Here is a 16,283-nt window from a genome sequence, read left to right on the forward strand (position 1 = left end):
GGGCGGCGTGCGCTAGCGGGGGTCCGGGGCCCGGCGGCGGGGGGTGATGGCCGTGAGGTCGAGATCCACTTCGAAGGGGACGGAGACCTTCATCCGGTCGTGGAAGATCCCTGTCGATGTGTAAGCACCGGTGGCCGGCTCCAGTTCGAAGACGTAGACCACCGCACGGCCGTCGTGGTTCTCCACCCGCCAGAAGTGCGGGATCTTGACCCGGGCGTACTTCACCGGCTTGGTCTCCCGGTCACGCGACCGGGACTCGGGTGAGACAACCTCGACCGCGAGCAGCACCGATTCGGCAGGGAAGCGGGTCTGGTCCGGATCCTGAACGATTTCGCCGTGCACGACGATCACATCGGGCTCGGGCCGATTGAAGCGGTCGATGTCGATGGTGAACTCGCGCACCACGTCCAGATCGGGCGGGGCCAGCGACTGCAACTGCCATTCGAAGAAGCTGACCGCCCGTGAATGGAACAGGGTCTGCGGACTCACGAAAACAAGGCTCCCGTCGATCAGCTCCGTGTGCGGAGGCAGATTCGGGAGTGTGTCCAGGTCATCGGCGGTCCAGCCGCCCACGGGCGGAACCGCCCACCGCGGCTCGGGGGCCTCGGGTTCGATGCTCATCAGTGCTCCCATACGAAGGAGTCTCGCGGGTCCGTCCAGCGTATCCGCCGACAACCCGATCAAGCCCACCCGCACGTGTGCACGACCGACGCGTCGTTGACCGCTGCCCCGGCTCCGGGCTTCCGCGACACGCTTCAGTCGTCGCCACCGCCACCGCCACCGCCACCGCCACGGCTCGCACCGCCGCCCGACCGGGCGGCCCTGTCCTGCCGCACGTTGCGGTGCACCGCCTCGGCCGGCCACTCCTCGCGGGCGAGCGCCCGAGCCGCCCCGCGGGGTGGCGCCGGTACGGGAACAGGCCGATGAAACGGCGGGTCTCCCTGAGCAGCGTGCCCTGCTCCACGAGGGCGTCCAGGTACAGCTCCTCGGCCTGCCGTCCGGCCTGCCGCACCCACCGCCCGGCGGAGACCCTGGAGCCGGATCCGCGCTTCCCCGGCGGCGGAAGGCTCCGCAGGAACACGCCGAGCAGCGGGTCCGGCGGGTCCAGCGGGTTCACGACCACCACCCGGCCGTGCTCCTCGGCGATCCGCCCCTGGAGCTCCAGCTCGGCCAGGGCGGCCCCCGCGACGCCGTACTCCAGGGACCGGCCGCGGCAGTGCGGCCCGCCGCGCACGGGGTCCAGGGCGAGCAGCAGCAGTTCCTCGGGGAGCGTCGGCGCCGGGTCCGTCACGTAGAGGCCGTGATTCGTCCGGTGACGTCCCCGAGGCCGACCCGGGTGCCGTGCGGACCCGGGGCCCAGGCCGTGAGCGTGACCGTGTCGCCGTCCTCCAGGAACGTCCGCTTCCCCTCGGGCAGGTCCAGCGGATCGCGGCCGTTCCAGGTGAGTTCCAGCAGGGACCCGCGCTCACCCGGCTCGGCACCGCTGACCGTGCCGGAGCCGTAGAGGTCACCCGTCCGCAGCGAGGCGCCGTTCACCGTCATCTGCGCCAGCTGCTGCGCGGCCGTCCAGTACATCGAGGAGAACGGCGGTTCGGAGACGGTCCGCCCGTTGACGGCGACCGAGATGCGGATGTCGAAGCCGCCCGGCTCCTCGTCGTCCGCGTCCTCCAGGTACGGCAGCAACGGGAAGTCCCGGGCCGGCGGCCGGGTGCGGGCCGCGTCCAGGGCCTCCAGCGGAGTCACCCACGCCGACACGGAGGTGGCGAAGGACTTGCCGAGGAACGGGCCCAGCGGCACGTACTCCCAGGCCTGGATGTCCCGCGCCGACCAGTCGTTGAGCAGCGAGAGCCCGAAGACGTGCTCCCGGAAGTCGCCGAGCGCGACGGGGGAGCCCTGTTCCGAGGGGACACCGACGACGAAGCCGACCTCCGCCTCGATGTCCAGCTTCACCGACGGACCGAACACCGGGGCCGGGTCGGTGGGAGCCTTGCGCTGCCCGGAGGGGCGCACCACGTCCGTACCCGACACCACGACGGTGCCGGCGCGCCCGTGGTAACCGATCGGCAGGTGCTTCCAGTTGGGGGTGAGGGCCGCGCCGTCCGGCCGGAAGATCCGGCCCACGTTGGTCGCGTGGTGCTCGCTGGCGTAGAAGTCGACGTAGTCCGCGACCTCGTACGGCAGGTGCAGCGTCACCGCGTCCAGCGGGTGCAGCAGCGGCTCTATGTCCGGGCGGTGGGCCGGGACGGTCACCCACGCGGTCAGGGCCCGCCGCACATCGCGCCAGGCGGTCCGGCCGGCTGCCAGGAGAGGCGTCAGGCTGGGCTGCGCCAGCAGCTGGGCGTACGGCGAACCGAGCGCGTGCGCCGCCGCGCCGGCGTCCAGCACGTGGTCGCCGACGCGTACGCCGACCCTGCGGTCCGCCGGGTGCTCCGGGGTGGAGAACACGCCGTACGGAAGGTTGTGCGGGCCGAAGGGGTCGCCCTCGGCCAGATCGAGCGGGCTGCTCTGCTCGGGCATCTGTTGCTGCCTCGCTTTCCGGGTCGCTTGAGGGACACGTTACGTCGGCGCCGTTTCCCGGCGGCAGTGCCTCAAGTAGGCGTAATGCCCGGAAAGTTACGTGATAACCCTGGTCAGCCCGCTGTCCGAGGGATGCGCTTCTCCCAGGTCCGGTGGAAGACGATCTCGCCGCCGTCCTTGCAGACGACCTCGTTGGACGTGATGAAGTCGTTCGCGTCCGAGCTCAGTTCCGACCGCGTCTCGACCCGTACGTCCCACGACATCTCCGGCCGGTGCAGCCGGATCGTCCAGTCCGAGCGGGCCCTGGCGGAGAGCGGGTCGTCCTGCTGGATCGTGTACGTCTCCAGGGCGTCCTCGGTGAACTCCAGGCCGTCGGGGTAGACGCGCGTGCCGCCGTAGCGCGGATCCACCTCCAGCCGCCACTCGCCCTTGGCGACGTCGCGGACCACCAGGCGCTCCGGGCGCTGCTCGTCCAGCGTGACCGGGTGGACCACGCCGAGCGGCTCCGCCTGCTCCGGCTGGCCGAAGGTGATGCCCGGGTCCTCGGTGTGCCGGCGGACCGGGAGTTCGACGAGGCTGCCGTCCGCCTCCAGCGTGAAGCCCGCCGAGCCCGCCTGCGGCCAGATCCACGGCCAGTACGAGGACGAGACGGCCAGCCTGATCCGGTGCCCGGGCGGGAAGGTGTGGCCGATGCCGTTGAGCTCGAAGGCGACGTCCTCGGTCCCGCCGACCGGCCAGTCCTCGGCGCGGTCGCGCCCGTGGCGGGTTGCCAGGTTGAGGGCGCCGCGGGTCACCAGGGTGGAGGAACCGTCCGGTGCCACGTCGCAGAGCCGCGCGACAGCCTGCCCGCGCGGTACGTCCATCCGGACGCGGAGCCTCACCCTCGCCCGGCCGAGGATCTCGATGGGTGCCTCCTCGACCGGGAACTCGAAGCACACCGACTTGGCGTCCTCGTCCCGCTGGTCGGGCGGCAGGTCCGCGTCGTTGCCGAACGGGAAGAAGCGGCCCGCGTCCAGCCCGGTCTGCTGCGGTGAGCGGACCGTCTGCTCCCCGCCCGCCAGCGCGTACGCCACCGGGGTGACGTTCTCGGACGGCCACGAGGCGTCGCCGACCCAGCGGCCGGGCAGTGTCTCGTAGACGGTGGCCGGAGGATGCGAGCCACTGATCCAGGACCGCAGGAGGGGCTCGTTCATCACCCCGGTGTCCCTGTCCTTCAGGTGCTGGTCCCACCAGCGCAACGTCTCCTGGAGGAAGCCGATGGCGGGCCCCGGGGGCAGCCCCCGGTCCGGGTACTGGTGAGACCAGGGGCCGATCAGCCCGCGCACCTTCGCGGGGTCCAGGTGCTCGACGAGCCTCAGGACGGTGTCGCGGTACGGGTCGTGCCAGCCGCCCACCGCCAGGACGTTCGCCTTGATCGCGCCGTAGTCCTCGCAGACGCTGCCGTGCCGCCAGTAGTCGTCCCGCGTCTGGTGCGCCAGCCACGTATGGATCAACGGCTCCACCTTCTCCAGCCGCCGCAGCCACATGTCCCGCCAGTCGTCGCCGACGTCCGCCGGGTCCGGGGGGCGCGAGACGAAGGCCAGCATGGTGGAGGCCCAGGCGTGCATGTCGACGCCGAGCACGGAGCCGCCCATGTAGTGGACGTCGTTGTCGTAGCGGTCGTCGGCCGAGCAGACGGTGACGACAGCCTTCAGGGGTTCCGGCGCGAGTGCGGCGATCTGGAGGGAGTTGAAACCTCCCCAGGAGATGCCGAACATGCCGACCCGGCCCGAGCACCACTCCTGCTGGGCGAGCCAGTGCACGACCGCGACCCCGTCGGCGAGCTCCGTCGCGTCGTACTCGTCGCCCGGCATGCCCTCGCTGTTGCCGTGCCCCCGCACGTCGACGCGCACCGAGGCGTAGCCGTGGCCCGCGTACCAGGGGTGGCGCTGCCAGTCACGCGGCGCCGTCCAGTCGCTGAGCCGGTAGGGCAGGTACTCCAGCAGCGCCGGCACCGGTTCGTCGGTGACCGGCCGCCAGATCCTGGCGTACAGCTGGGTGCCCCCGGCAAGCGGGATGTAGAGGTCCTCGTGGGTCGTCTCGTACGGGAATTCGGTGCGGATCTGCATGGGGAACCTCAGTGGACGGGGTGCATGGTGCGCCTGAGCCAGGGAGCGGCTGCGATGACGGCCAGACCGGCCGCCACCGCGATGGCGCCATTGACACCGAAGTAGGCGGGGTTGGACACCTCGCCGTACAGCTTCACGATCTGTGACTGGATGCCGTTGGCGAGGGCCAGCGACAGGAACCACAGCGCCATGGTCTGGCTGGCGAACGCCTTGGGCGCGAGTTTGGTGGTGGCGGACATGCCGGACGTCTCCAGGAGGATGTCGCCGAGCCCGAGCAGCAGGTAGGAGCCGACGATCCACCAGGCGGCCATCTCGAAGGTGTCGTCGGCGTGGCCCGAGGTCGGCAGGACCATCAGGAGGAAGGACAGGCCGCCGAGGATCACCCCGATCGCGATCTTGTTCGAGGCGTGCGGCTGGCGCGGGCCCATCCTGGCCCACACGGCGGCCACGACGGGCGCGAGCGCGACCTCGAACGCGCCCAGCGCCGAGGCGTACCAGCTCGCCGGGAAGTGGAAGCCGAAGATCTCGGTACGCGCGTTGGTGGAGGCGAGCAGGATCATCGTCGAGTACGCCTGGAAGAGGATGAAGTTGAAGACCACGGAGGCCAGGAACAGCACGACGTACGGGCGCAGCCTGCCGCGTTCCTCCGGTGTCACCCGCGGGCTGCGGAACATCACCGCGAAGTAGACGACGGGTGCGATCACCGAGATGACGGTGAGGACGTCGACGAAGCGGTCCATCGTCAGCCATCCGGCCAGGACCAGGGCGGTCGCCACGAGAGCGACCACGACGGCGCCTCCCACGATCAGCCGTACGGCCCTGCGCATCGGGCCGGGGGCCAGGGCGTACTCGGCGCCGTGTTCACGGCCGGCCAGGTGGCGCCGGCCGGCGACGTACTGGATCAGGCCGAGCGTCATGCCGAAGGCGGCGGCGGAGAAGCCCCAGTGCCAGCTCGCGTGCTCGCCGAGCCAGCCGGTGACCAGCGGACCGGCGAAGGCGCCGATGTTGATGCCCATGTAGTAGAGGGCGAAGCCCGCGTCGCGGCGCTGGTCCTCGGTGCCGTAGAGCTTGCCGACCATGGAGGCGACGTTGGGCTTGAGCAGGCCGGTGCCGGCGCTGATGAGGCCCAGGCCCACCCAGGTCATCGTGGCGGTGGGCACGGCCATGGAGTAGTGGCCGCAGGCGATCAGGACGCCGCCGTAGAGGACGGCGCGGTAGGAGCCGAGGATGCGGTCGGCGAGCCAGCCGCCCGCGACGGAGACCAGGTAGACCAGGGTGCCGTACGCGGCCGAGACCGAGGCGGCCGTGCCCGGGTCCATGCCCATGCCGCCGTCCGAGACCCTGTCGGCGAAGAAGAGGACCAGGATCGCCTGCATCCCGAGGAACGAGAACCGCTCCCAGACCTCCAGTCCGGACAGGGTCATCAGGCCGCGTGGCTGGCCGAAGAACGCCCGGTCGTCCTCGGGGGGCGGTTCGGTCGGCTCGGCGTCGGTCGTGGTGTGGGACAAAGCGACAACTCCTGATCGTATGAGCTGAACCCGAACATACCGGCGGTGGCGGGAAGGCGCCCACGGTGATCCAAACGGGACCGGATACGCTGAGTCGAGTGATGACAACGACACATCGACATTCCGTGTGATCGTCAGCAGACAGGAGATCCCCTCGTGACCGTCGTCGGGCCGTTCGGGCTGCACGTGCGGGACCAGGCGCTTGAGGCAGATGTCCAGGCCGGTCTGGCCGCTGTCGAGGCGGGGCTGCTGGCTGCCACCAAGAGCGAGGTCCCGTTCATCACGGAGGCCGCACAGCACCTCGTCAGCGCGGGGGGCAAACGCTTCCGGCCGCTGCTGGTGATGCTGGCCTCCCAGTTCGGTGACCCCGACGCCCCGGGAGTCGTCCCCGCTGCCGTGGTCGTCGAGCTGACGCACCTGGCGACGCTCTACCACGACGACGTGATGGACGAGGCGGACGTGCGCCGGGGCGTGGACAGCGCCAACACCCGCTGGGGGAACTCCGTCGCCGTCCTGACCGGCGACTTCCTCTTCGCGCGCGCGTCGCACATCCTGGCCGACCTGGGCCCGCAGGCCGTACGCATCCAGGCGGAGGCGTTCGAGCGCCTGGTGACCGGTCAGATCCTGGAGACCGCGGGCCCGCGTGACGGCCGCGACCCGGTCGACCACTACATGGACGTGCTGGGCGGCAAGACCGGCTCGCTGGTCGCCGTGTCCGGACGGTTCGGCGCCCTGATGGCCGGCGCGGACGAGTCCGTCGTCGACATCCTCACCCAGTACGGCGAACGCCTCGGCATCGCTTTCCAGCTCGCCGACGACTTCCTGGACATCGCCTCCGACTCCCACGAGTCGGGCAAGACCCCGGGCACCGACCTGCGCGAGGGCATCCCCACCCTCCCGGTCCTCCATCTGCGCGCGCGGGCCGCGGCCGAGGGCAGGGCCGAGGACCAGGAGCTCGTGGAGCTGCTGGACGGCGACCTCGCCGACGACGCCCGGCTCGCGGAGGCACTGCGCAGGCTGCGCGCCCACCCGGCGCTGGAGCAGGCACGACGCGACACCGTCCGCTACGCGCAGGAGGCGCGGGCGACGCTGGCGCCGCTTCCCGAGTGCTATGCGAAGGCCGCACTCGAAGAGCTGTGCGACGCCGTGGTGCACCGCGCGGGCTGACGCCCGGGGCCTTCGGCCCACGGACCCCAGGGGTACCCCGACACTCCGCGCCCCGGGGTCATCCCGGAGAGGTACGTGGAGTTGCTCCCGAGGGCTGACGCTTGTTCCCGCCGGATTTGGTCATATGGACAACAGCACTCCTGACCACATCGGGTGAGAATGGCGGCGAGGAGTGGACGAGTGCAACGGGATGGCAGCCGCCGACCACGGAGGTAGAGCACACATGGCACCGAACGACAGCGCGGAGAGCAACGGCGAGGCCACGGGCACTGTCGTGGGCCGACGGAAGAAGGCGCGCTACATCGTCCCGCTCGCGGTTGCGGGAGTGGCGGCGGCGACGATCGGGCTCGTCCCGGCGCTCGCCGACTCCGGTGACCCGGAGCTGCCGGACATCACGGCGCAGAAGCTCATCGAGAAGATCGCCGCGTCGGACGAGGAACAGCTCTCCGGCACGGTGAAGATCAGCACCGACCTCGGCATCCCGTCCCTCGGGGGTCTCGCGGGCTCGTTCGCGCCGGACGCGGGCGGCGGCGATGCGAGCGCCGCCCCGGAGTCCAGGCTGATGGAGCTCGCCTCCGGGACGCACACGCTCCGGGTGGCCGCGGACGGACCCGACAAGCAGCGCCTGTCCATCCTCGGCGAGGGCTCGGAGTACAGCCTCGTCCACAACGGGGACGACGTCTGGGGCTACGACAGCGAGAGCAACGAGGTCTACCACGCGGAGTCCGACGGGACCGAGCGGCAGGGCGGGAAGCACAAGGCGCCCAAGGGCGTGCCCGCCACCCCGAAGGCGCTCGCCGAGGAGGCGCTCGACGCCGCGGGCGACACCACGTCCGTCACGGTCGACGGCACGGCGCAGGTGGCGGGACGCGACGCGTACCAGCTGCTGATCAAGCCCAAGCAGTCCGGTTCGACGATCGGTTCCATCCGGGTGGCCGTCGACTCCGCGACCGGCGTACCGCTGAAGTTCACGCTCTCTCCGAGCGCCGGGGGCAAGGCCGCGGTCGACGCCGGCTTCACCAAGGTCGACTTCGAGAAGCCCGCGGCGTCCTCCTTCTCCTTCACCCCGCCGAAGGGCGCGAAGGTGACCGAGGCCGAGGACCTGAAGGACACCGCCGGTAAGGACGGCGTGGCCGGCAAGGCGCCCGAGGACCTCGGAGCCCTGGAGGACTTCAAGGGCCTGAACGTCATCGGCGAGGGTTGGAACGCCGTCGCCGAGATCGAGGTCCCGGGCGGCTCGGGGCTCCCCGCCGAGGGCTCCGGCGACATGCCGGCCCAGGCGCAGCAGTTCCTCGACGCGCTCGGCGACAAGGTCACCGGCGACTTCGGCTCGGGCACGGTCTTCAAGACCCGCCTGGTCAACGCCCTGATGACGGAAGACGGCAAGGTCTACGTCGGCGCGGTCACCAAGGACGCGCTGGTGAAGGCGGCCGACACCGCCAAGTAGGACAGCCCTCCCGCTGCAGGCCCCCGCCCCGTCGTACGCTCCGTACGGCGGGGCGGACCCGTACCCGGCGGGGGACAGCAGCGGGAGGGCGCATGACCGACACAGCGGCCGCGACGGCGCGGCCGGACACGGGCCCCGGGGCCGGCGCCGTGATCGAGACGCACGGGCTCACCAAGCGCTACCGAGGCGGTCAGCTCGCCGTCGACGGGCTGGACCTCACGGTCCCCGCCGACAGCGTCTTCGGCTTCCTGGGGCCCAACGGCTCCGGCAAGACCACCACCATCCGGATGCTCATGGGCCTCGTCGCCCCCACCTCCGGCACCGCGCACGTCCTGGGCCACCCCATGCCCGCCGCCGTCCGCACGGTGCTCCCGCACGTCGGCGCGCTCATCGAAGGGCCCGCGCTGTACGGATTCCTGACGGGCCGTGACAACCTCCTGCGCTTCGACTCCGCCGACCCGGCCGCCGATCCGCGTACCCGGCGAGCACGGGTGGGGGACGCCCTGGAGCGGGTCGGTCTCGCCTCGGCCGGAGGCAAGAAGGCCAAGGCGTACTCCCTCGGCATGAAGCAGCGCCTCGGGCTCGCCGCCGCGCTGCTCCAGCCGCGGGCGCTGCTCGTGCTGGACGAGCCGACCAACGGCCTCGACCCGCAGGGCATGCGCGAGATCCGTTCGCTGGTCCGCGAGCTGGCCGCCGACGGCACCACCGTCTTCCTCTCCTCCCACCTGCTCGACGAGATCGAGCAGGTCTGCACCCACGCGGCGGTCATGGCCCGTGGCCGTCTCGTCGTCCAGGGCCCGGTCGCCGCCCTCGCGGCCGGCACCCGGGGCCGGCTGGCCGTCACCACACCCGACCCGGGCGAGGCCGCCCGCATCCTCACGGAGCACGGGGCGACGGGTGTCACGGTCGACGGGGACCGGGTGGGCGCCGACGCCCCGCCCGGCGAGGTGGACCTCGCCGACGTCAACGCGACCCTGGTGCGCGGCGGTGTCCGCGTGCGCGCCTTCGGCGTCGAACGGGCCTCGCTGGAGGACGCCTTCGTCGCACTCACCGGAGAGGGATTCGATGTCGCAGGCTGAACTCACCCCGGTCTCGGTGCCCCGCGTGCCGCCCCGCACGCTGTGGACGCTCGGGCTCCTCCGCTCCGAGCTCACCGTCACCCTGCGCCGGTGGCGCATCCTGGCCCTGCTCGGGGTGCTGGCCGCGGTGCCGGTGCTCGTCGGGGTCGCCGTGCGGACCGAGACGGGTGGCGGTCCCGGTGGCGGGGGCGGCCCGGCGTTCATCTCCCAGGTCACCGGCAACGGCCTGTTCCTCGTCTTCGCGGCCCTCTCCGTGACGCTTCCCGTCTTCCTCCCCATGGCGGTCGGTGTGGTCGCAGGGGACTCGGTGGCGGGCGAGGCGAGCGCGGGCACCCTGCGCTACCTGCTGGTCGCCCCGGCGGGCCGCACCCGGCTGCTGCTGGCGAAGTACGCGTCCGTGCTGGTGTTCTGCCTGGCCGCCACCCTCGTCGTCGCGGTGTCCGCCCTCGCGGCCGGGGCCCTGCTCTTCCCGGTCGGCGAGGTCACCACGATCTCGGGGACCCGGATCGGGTTCGGCGAAGGGCTCCTGCGGGCGGGCCTGATCGCGCTCGCGGTGGCGGCGTCGCTGATCGGGTTCGCGGCGCTGGGACTGTTCGTCTCCACACTCACCGACAGCGGGATCGCGGCGATGGCCGCCACGGTCGGGGTGCTCGTCACCGTGCAGATCCTGGATTCCGTGCCGCAGCTGCACGGGATCCACCCGTATCTCTTCCCGCACTACTGGCTGTCCTTCACGGACCTCCTGCGCGACCCGGTCTACTGGGACGAGATGGCCAGGAACCTGGGGTTGCAGGCGCTGTACGCGGCGGTTTTCGGCTCCGCGGCCTGGGCGCGCTTCACGACGAGGGACATCACCGTCTGAGGGGGCTTCACGGGCCGTCCGTACCGTCGGCCGGTCGAGCCGTCCCCCGATCGGCTCGTCGCGGCACGAACGGCACGAACGGTGTGCTGCACAGAACGTTCACGACACGGTACGTTCCGTTTCCAGCCTGGTTATTGTTCGACTTCTGGCGACGACCTGTCAACAAGCGGTGGGTGTAATCCCCCTATGCTCACCGAATGATCACATCGCAGAGTTCCCTGCGCCGTAGCGAGAGGTCACGACGGGCGACGCTGGACGCCGCCCTGGAGCTGTGCACGGAGAAGGGATACGGCCGGGTCACGATCGAGGCCATCGCGGCCCGCGCCGGTGTGAGCAAGAAGACGATCTACCGCTGGTGGCCGTCGAAGGGCGCCGTGATGCTGGAGGCGTTCGCCGAGGTGTTCATCGGTGCCACGCCGTTCATCGACACGGGTGACATCGCGGCCGACCTGCGGACCCACATCAACGCCGCGGTGAAGCTGGTGTCCACGACACCCTACGGCCCGGCCTACTCGGGCATCCTGTCGGAACTGCACCACGACGACGTCCTCGCGCGGACCGTCCGCGAGCAGCTCGTCGACCCGCGCTTCGAGGCCGCCGTGGTGCGCCTGCGCCGCGCCCAGGAGCTGGGCCAGGTCCCCGCCGGCGCCGACCTGCCGCTCGCGGTCGAGATGCTCTACGGCCCGGTCTACTACCGCAACCTGCTGCGGAAGCCCATCCAGGACGAGGCGGAGGTCGCCCTGCTGGTGGACCACGTACTGCGCTCCCTGCACGGGCCCACGGGGGGCGCTCCGGGGGGCGGGGGCGACGCCGCTGTCGCGGCTCCGGGCGTCCCCGCCCAGGGCGGCCCCGCTCCGGGCCGCACCGGCTGAGCGGTCCGGTGCCCCGGCCGTGACGGAGGGGCGCCCCGGCCCGGAGGCTCAGCCGAAGAGGCGTTCCAGGACGGCCGCGACACCGTCGTCGTCGTTCGAGAGCGTGATCTCGTCGGCCACGGCCCTGAGCTCCGCGTGCGCTCCGGCCATCGCCACACCGTGGCCCGAGCGGCGGAACATCGGCAGGTCGTTGGGCATGTCGCCGAACGCGACCGCGCCCGCGAGGTCGCGGCCCAGCAGCTCCGCCGCCAGGGCGATCCCGGTGCCCTTGTCGACGCCGTACGGTGCCAGTTCCACCGTGCCGGGCCCCGCCATCGTGACGGACGCCAGATCGCCCACCGCCCCACGGGCCGCCGCGGCGAGCTCGTCGTCCGTCAGCTCGGGGTGGCGTATCAGGACCTTGATGACCGGCGCCGCCCACAGGTCCGCGCGCCGCCCGGCCCGCTGCGCGGGGAGCGAGGGATGCGGCATGCGGTAGCCCGGTTCGACGAGGGTCCGGCCGTCGGTGCCGTCCTGGTCCACCGCGGCGTACACCTGTCCCACCTCGGCCTCGATCTTGCCGAGCGCCGTGTCCGCCAGCTCCCGGTCGAGGGTCACCGACCTCAGCATGCGGGCGGATCCCGCGTCGTAGACCTGGGTGCCCTGCCCGCAGACCACGGGCCCGTCGTACCCGAGGTCCGTGAGCAGGGCGCGTATGCCGGGCACCGGGCGGCCCGTGACGATCAGATGCCGTGCGCCGGCCGACGCGGCGCGGACGAGGGCGGCGCGGGACCGGGGGCTCACGGTGTCGTCGGAACGCAGCAGCGTGCCGTCCAGATCCGTGGCGACCAGGGTGTATGCGGCGGGTGGCGTGAACATGAGGCCAGCCTAGAGAGATCGCCCCGCCGCCGTACGCCGCCGGCCTGCGGGGACGGTGCGCCGCGTCAGTGGACGCAGAACTCGTTGCCCTCCGGGTCCAGGAGCACCTGCCACGACCCACCGGGTTCCTCGACGACCCGCAGCACGCTCGCGCCCAGCTCCGTGAGCCGCTCCACCTCCGCGTCACGCTGCCCGGGTGCCGTGTGCACGTCCAGGTGGAGGCGGTTCTTCACCGTCTTCGGCTCCGGGACGCGCTGGAAGAGCAGCCGGCGCCCGAGCCCGGTCCCGCTCCTGCTGTCGTACGGGTCGTCCGGGTGCCGCACGGCGGCGAGATCGCGCCAGGCCCGGCGCCCGTGCGGTTCCACGGTGCTGGACTCCGGCACGGCTCCGGCGCCGAGCAGCTCCCCGATCAGGGCGCTGTTGTCCTCGACGAGATAGCCGAGGGTCTCGGCCCAGAAGTCGGCCTGGGCGTGCGGGTCTCCCGCGTCGATGACGACTTTCCAGTGCAGGGTCATGAAAACCGTTTGTACTGGTTACCCGGTCGGCAGGGCAACGGGCGCGCCGGACGCGGGACTTGTGCGCCCCGTGAATGCCCGCCTCCCGCGTGTGCCCGCGCCCGCCCTGCGGGTGCGCGCACGCCGGTCCTCAGCGCGGCGGGCAGCTCAGGCAGTCGTGGCCGCCGAGCGCGGCCAGCAGCTCCCCGGCCGCCGCGCGGACCGCCGGATCGCCGTCCCCGGAAAGCCGCTCGGCCGTGGGCCGGCCGGCCAGGACCGCCAGGTGCGCGTCCCTGGTCCACTCCGGCTGGTGCGCCTGGCCGCGCGCGAGGATCGTCCCGAGCAGCCCGAGTACGCCGACGCGGTCCTTCACCGTCTCCATGGCGGCGAGCTCCCACAGGAACGGCACCGTGGCCACCGTCGCGTCGAACACGGCCATCGCGGCTATCCACCGACCCAGGTCGTTCAGCGCGTCCTCGGCCGACTCGCTGTCCCCCCAGGCGATGCGCGACAGCATCCCGGGGACCTGGGAGGCGGAGCCCCGGGCATGGCGCAGCTCATGCCACTGAACGTGCCTCATGTCCCCAAGGATCGTCCTCATCCGGGCACTCAATCAGCCTTTGGGTGCCCCGTCCACCACGCCTCCCGCAGTTGTCCGGTCCGGCCGGGCGGCCCCGTCCAGCACGTCGAGATACCTCCGCACGGCACGGGTCTCGTCCGCCCCCGCGAACAGCCCCACGTGGTTGTCGGGCCGGACCACGACGACGGTGTCCCGGCCGACGCCGTACGCCGCGCGGGCGAGCCCCTCGCGGTCGTGCAGGGCGTACGGACCAGCGCCCGGTGTCCCCGGCCCCGGGTCCCCGGCGCCGTACACCCGGCAGGTCCGTACGGTGTCGCCGTGCGCCGCCGCGGCCTCCCGCAGGGTGTCCTCGGTGCCGGCGCCGAAGCCCAGCACGGTGATGTGGGGTCCGGCGAAGACGTTGAAGAGGCGGGTGGGCGCGCCGGTCGCCGCCTCGTGGCAGGGGGCGTCGGGTGCGCGGTCCCCGGACCGCACACCACCGGCACCGCCCGGCCGGGCGAGGGAGCTCCAGCGGTACCCCCGGTCGAGGCCCGTGGTCGCCGGGGTGATCGCGCTGTCGAGGCCGCCGCCCGGCTCCCTGATCGCCTCCAGGGTGGCCCGCAGCCGGTCGGACGTGAGATCCAGCGTCCAGGCGGCGACCGGCAGCCGCTCCTCCTCGTACGTGTCCAGCAGTTCCGCCGCCGCCCGCCCGCGCAGCACCTGGGTGAGTTTCCATCCCAGGTTGAAGGCGTCCTGGATGCCGGTGTTCATGCCGAGGCCGCCCGCGATGGCGTGCACATGGGCGGCGTCGCCGGCCAGGAACACCCGGCCCACCCGGTAGCGGTCGGCCATGCGCACGTTGACGCGGTACGTCGAGAGCAGCGCGGCCCCGGTGAGGTGGGAGCCGGGGAGCCGGGTGTGCCGGGCGAAGAGCCGCCGGAAGCCGTCCAGGGAGGGGGCGAGAGGCCGGCCCGCGGAGTCCCGTTCGGGTCCCGCCTGGAACCACCAGCTCGTCCGGGTACCGGGGACGGGGCACAGCATGACGGCCCCGTCGGCGTCGAACCACTGGTGCCAGACGCCCCGGTCCAGGACACCGGGTGCGATCCCGACGTCGCCGCAGACCATCACCTGCTCCTCGTCCGTCTCCCCGTCGAACGGGACGCCGAGCAGTTTCCGTACGCGGCTGTGGGCGCCGTCGCAGCCCACCGCGTACCGGGCCCCGGCGCGGGAGCCGTCGGCGAACGAGGCGGTCACCGAAGCACCGTCCTGGTCGAGGCCTACGACCTCGGTGCCCGTGGCGACGGTCACGCCGTGCTCGGCGAGGCGGTCGCGGAGGATCTCCTCCAGCCGCCACTGGGCGATCAGCCGGCCACGGTCGTAGGGCGCGTCGGGCGTCGGCGCGGAGTCCGCGTACGGGTCGGCGTCGGCGACGGGTACGCCGTCGCGGTACTTGCGCATCGGGAGGGGCGCCGAACCCGCCTCCAGTACGGCCCGGACGACCCCCAGGTCCTCCAGCACCTCCAGGGAGCGGGGGTTGGGCCCCTTGGAGCGCGAACTGCGCGGGTGGTCGGGTGACTTGTCCACGATGCGTACGCCGACGCCGCGCCGGGCGAGGTCGCAGGCCAGCGTCAGTCCGGTCGGGCCCGCGCCCACGATCAGTACGTCACTCATGCCCGCTCCTCGGTCGCGTCGTCCTGACCGACAGGAAAACGCAACCGAGTAAAAAAAGCAACCGAGTAACTTATGAGGGGGCTCCGCTCAGGGCGTGGGGGTCCGGTCCTGCGTGGCCGCGCCGACGCCCTTGTCCGGCGGGCGCGTGGGGTCCGCCCCGACGGGCGTCCCGGCCTGCGCGGCCTTCACGGCCAGGCGCAGGGCCTCGGCCCTGTTCCGCCGGGCCGTCCGCAGCGCGTCCCAGGTCAGGAGGGTCAGCGCCACCCAGACCAGCCCGAAGCCGGCCCAGCGCTCCGGCGGCATCTCCTCGTGGAAGTAGAGGACGCCGAGCCCGAACTGGAACACCGGCGCCAGGTACTGCAGCAGGCCCAGTACGGACAGCGGCACCCGGATCGCGGCGGCGCCGAAGCAGACGAGCGGGACCGCGGTGACGAGGCCCGTGGCGGCGAGGAGGGCGCCGTGCCCGGCGCCGCCGGTCAGGAAGGTCGCGTCGCCGCGCACCCCGAGCCACACCAGGAAGCCGAACGCGGGCACGAACAGCACCGCGGTCTCGGCGGCCAGGGACTCCAGGCCGCCCATGCCGACCTTCTTCTTCGCCAGGCCGTACGTCGCGAACGAGAACGCCAGCGCCAGGGAGACCCACGGCGGCTGCCCGTAGCCGATCGCCAGCACGAGCACCGCCGCGAGGCCGGTCGCCACCGCGGTCCACTGCACGGGGCGCAGCCGCTCGCCGAGCAGCAGGACGCCCATGGCGATGGTGACCAGCGGATTGATGAAGTAGCCGAGCGACGCCTCGACGACGTGGCCGTTGTTGACGGACCAGATGTAGAGGCCCCAGTTGACCGAGATCACCGTCGCGGCGACCGCTATCAGCCCGAGCGTGCGGGGCCGGCGTACCAGCTCGCCCACCCACGCCCAGCGGCGCAGCACCAGCAGGGCGATGCCGACGACTCCCAGCGACCAGACCATCCGGTGGGCGAGGATCTCCACCGCCCCCGACGGTTGCAGCAGCGGCCAGAACAGGGGGACGAGCCCCCACATCCCGTACGCGCCGGCTCCGTACAGCAGGCCGGCCCGCTGTTCGTTCTTCCCCTTCACGGGCCCTCCCGGCGTTCCTGTGCCGGCGATGGGCCGACCGCAC

At 72.2% G+C, this 16,283-nt stretch carries 15 protein-coding genes; 5 read left to right on the forward strand and 10 right to left on the reverse strand.

All coding sequences use genetic code 11. From position 1 onward, the window contains the following. Nucleotides 1–12: 12 nt before the first annotated feature. The 5 genes from AB0I83_RS09435 to AB0I83_RS09455 all read right to left on the reverse strand — a co-directional run bounded on the left by AB0I83_RS09435 (nucleotide 13) and on the right by AB0I83_RS09455 (nucleotide 6,133). Nucleotides 13–621 carry a Uma2 family endonuclease gene (locus AB0I83_RS09435; protein ID WP_363304196.1) on the reverse strand — a complete coding sequence of 203 codons (609 nt, stop codon included), beginning with the start codon at nucleotides 619–621 and terminating at the stop codon, nucleotides 13–15. Beyond that, the gene (locus AB0I83_RS09440; RefSeq protein WP_363304197.1) at nucleotides 551–1,291 is read right to left on the reverse strand and encodes a GPP34 family phosphoprotein; all 741 of its coding nucleotides are present in this window, start codon (nucleotides 1,289–1,291) and stop codon (nucleotides 551–553) included. The genes AB0I83_RS09435 and AB0I83_RS09440 overlap by 71 nt, the downstream gene beginning before the upstream one ends. After that, on the reverse strand, nucleotides 1,288–2,517 hold the full coding sequence (gene fahA, locus AB0I83_RS09445; protein WP_356537368.1) for a fumarylacetoacetase: 1,230 nt from the start codon (nucleotides 2,515–2,517) through the stop codon (nucleotides 1,288–1,290). The genes AB0I83_RS09440 and fahA overlap by 4 nt, the downstream gene beginning before the upstream one ends. 113 nt (nucleotides 2,518–2,630) lie before the next feature. Then, complete coding sequence (locus AB0I83_RS09450) at nucleotides 2,631–4,625, reverse strand: CocE/NonD family hydrolase (protein WP_363304198.1); 1,995 nt, start codon at nucleotides 4,623–4,625, stop codon at nucleotides 2,631–2,633. Nucleotides 4,626–4,633: 8 nt separating this feature from the next. Further along, the gene (locus tag AB0I83_RS09455; protein WP_356537364.1) at nucleotides 4,634–6,133 is read right to left on the reverse strand and encodes a peptide MFS transporter; all 1,500 of its coding nucleotides are present in this window, start codon (nucleotides 6,131–6,133) and stop codon (nucleotides 4,634–4,636) included. Nucleotides 6,134–6,289: 156 nt separating this feature from the next. On the opposite strand from AB0I83_RS09455, the gene AB0I83_RS09460 reads away from it, so the two are divergent. The 5 genes from AB0I83_RS09460 (at nucleotide 6,290) to AB0I83_RS09480 (ending at nucleotide 11,560) form a co-directional block, all read left to right on the forward strand. Continuing rightward, nucleotides 6,290–7,300 (forward strand): polyprenyl synthetase family protein, encoded by a 1,011-nt coding sequence (locus AB0I83_RS09460; RefSeq protein WP_356840194.1) that lies wholly within the window; start codon nucleotides 6,290–6,292, stop codon nucleotides 7,298–7,300. A gap of 223 nt (nucleotides 7,301–7,523) precedes the next feature. Further along, a complete protein-coding gene (locus AB0I83_RS09465; protein ID WP_363304199.1) occupies nucleotides 7,524–8,747 on the forward strand; it encodes a DUF2092 domain-containing protein in 1,224 nt (407 codons plus the stop codon). Between the two features lie 92 nt (nucleotides 8,748–8,839). Then, complete coding sequence (locus AB0I83_RS09470; RefSeq protein ID WP_363304200.1) at nucleotides 8,840–9,826, forward strand: ABC transporter ATP-binding protein; 987 nt, start codon at nucleotides 8,840–8,842, stop codon at nucleotides 9,824–9,826. Next, nucleotides 9,813–10,688 (forward strand): ABC transporter permease, encoded by an 876-nt coding sequence (locus AB0I83_RS09475; protein WP_363304201.1) that lies wholly within the window; start codon nucleotides 9,813–9,815, stop codon nucleotides 10,686–10,688. The genes AB0I83_RS09470 and AB0I83_RS09475 overlap by 14 nt, the downstream gene beginning before the upstream one ends. Nucleotides 10,689–10,885: 197 nt before the next feature. Continuing rightward, a complete protein-coding gene (locus AB0I83_RS09480; RefSeq protein WP_363304202.1) occupies nucleotides 10,886–11,560 on the forward strand; it encodes a TetR/AcrR family transcriptional regulator in 675 nt (224 codons plus the stop codon). 48 nt (nucleotides 11,561–11,608) lie between these two features. Here the strand turns inward: AB0I83_RS09480 and AB0I83_RS09485 are convergent, their stop codons facing one another. The 5 genes from AB0I83_RS09485 to rarD form a co-directional block, all read right to left on the reverse strand. Further along, nucleotides 11,609–12,418, reverse strand: coding sequence for an HAD family hydrolase (locus tag AB0I83_RS09485; protein WP_356840189.1), 810 nt, complete (start codon nucleotides 12,416–12,418; stop codon nucleotides 11,609–11,611). A gap of 65 nt (nucleotides 12,419–12,483) precedes the next feature. Beyond that, nucleotides 12,484–12,933 carry a VOC family protein gene (locus tag AB0I83_RS09490; RefSeq protein ID WP_363304203.1) on the reverse strand — a complete coding sequence of 150 codons (450 nt, stop codon included), beginning with the start codon at nucleotides 12,931–12,933 and terminating at the stop codon, nucleotides 12,484–12,486. A 130-nt stretch (nucleotides 12,934–13,063) separates the two neighbouring features. Beyond that, nucleotides 13,064–13,513, reverse strand: coding sequence for a hypothetical protein (locus tag AB0I83_RS09495; RefSeq protein ID WP_356840186.1), 450 nt, complete (start codon nucleotides 13,511–13,513; stop codon nucleotides 13,064–13,066). 12 nt (nucleotides 13,514–13,525) lie between these two features. Further along, complete coding sequence (locus AB0I83_RS09500; RefSeq protein ID WP_363304204.1) at nucleotides 13,526–15,142, reverse strand: FAD-dependent monooxygenase; 1,617 nt, start codon at nucleotides 15,140–15,142, stop codon at nucleotides 13,526–13,528. A gap of 87 nt (nucleotides 15,143–15,229) precedes the next feature. Beyond that, on the reverse strand, nucleotides 15,230–16,240 hold the full coding sequence (gene rarD, locus AB0I83_RS09505; RefSeq protein WP_363304205.1) for an EamA family transporter RarD: 1,011 nt from the start codon (nucleotides 16,238–16,240) through the stop codon (nucleotides 15,230–15,232). Between the last annotated feature and the right edge of the window lie 43 nt (nucleotides 16,241–16,283).

It is taken from the genome of Streptomyces sp. NPDC049970 (genome assembly GCF_040660235.1).
Lineage (GTDB): Bacteria > Actinomycetota > Actinomycetes > Streptomycetales > Streptomycetaceae > Streptomyces.

What these genes read in the sequence shown, in the direction of transcription:
- AB0I83_RS09435 (WP_363304196.1), bottom strand. Translation starts at nt 621, where the DNA reads ATGAGCATCGAACCCGAGGCCCCCGAGCCGCGGTGGGCGGTTCCGCCC.
- fahA (WP_356537368.1), bottom strand. Translation starts at nt 2,517, where the DNA reads ATGCCCGAGCAGAGCAGCCCGCTCGATCTGGCCGAGGGCGACCCCTTC.
- AB0I83_RS09450 (WP_363304198.1), bottom strand. Translation starts at nt 4,625, where the DNA reads ATGCAGATCCGCACCGAATTCCCGTACGAGACGACCCACGAGGACCTC.
- AB0I83_RS09465 (WP_363304199.1), top strand. Translation starts at nt 7,524, where the DNA reads ATGGCACCGAACGACAGCGCGGAGAGCAACGGCGAGGCCACGGGCACT.
- AB0I83_RS09470 (WP_363304200.1), top strand. Translation starts at nt 8,840, where the DNA reads ATGACCGACACAGCGGCCGCGACGGCGCGGCCGGACACGGGCCCCGGG.
- AB0I83_RS09475 (WP_363304201.1), top strand. Translation starts at nt 9,813, where the DNA reads ATGTCGCAGGCTGAACTCACCCCGGTCTCGGTGCCCCGCGTGCCGCCC.
- AB0I83_RS09480 (WP_363304202.1), top strand. Translation starts at nt 10,886, where the DNA reads ATGATCACATCGCAGAGTTCCCTGCGCCGTAGCGAGAGGTCACGACGG.
- AB0I83_RS09485 (WP_356840189.1), bottom strand. Translation starts at nt 12,418, where the DNA reads ATGTTCACGCCACCCGCCGCATACACCCTGGTCGCCACGGATCTGGAC.
- AB0I83_RS09490 (WP_363304203.1), bottom strand. Translation starts at nt 12,933, where the DNA reads ATGACCCTGCACTGGAAAGTCGTCATCGACGCGGGAGACCCGCACGCC.
- AB0I83_RS09495 (WP_356840186.1), bottom strand. Translation starts at nt 13,513, where the DNA reads ATGAGGACGATCCTTGGGGACATGAGGCACGTTCAGTGGCATGAGCTG.
- AB0I83_RS09500 (WP_363304204.1), bottom strand. Translation starts at nt 15,142, where the DNA reads ATGAGTGACGTACTGATCGTGGGCGCGGGCCCGACCGGACTGACGCTG.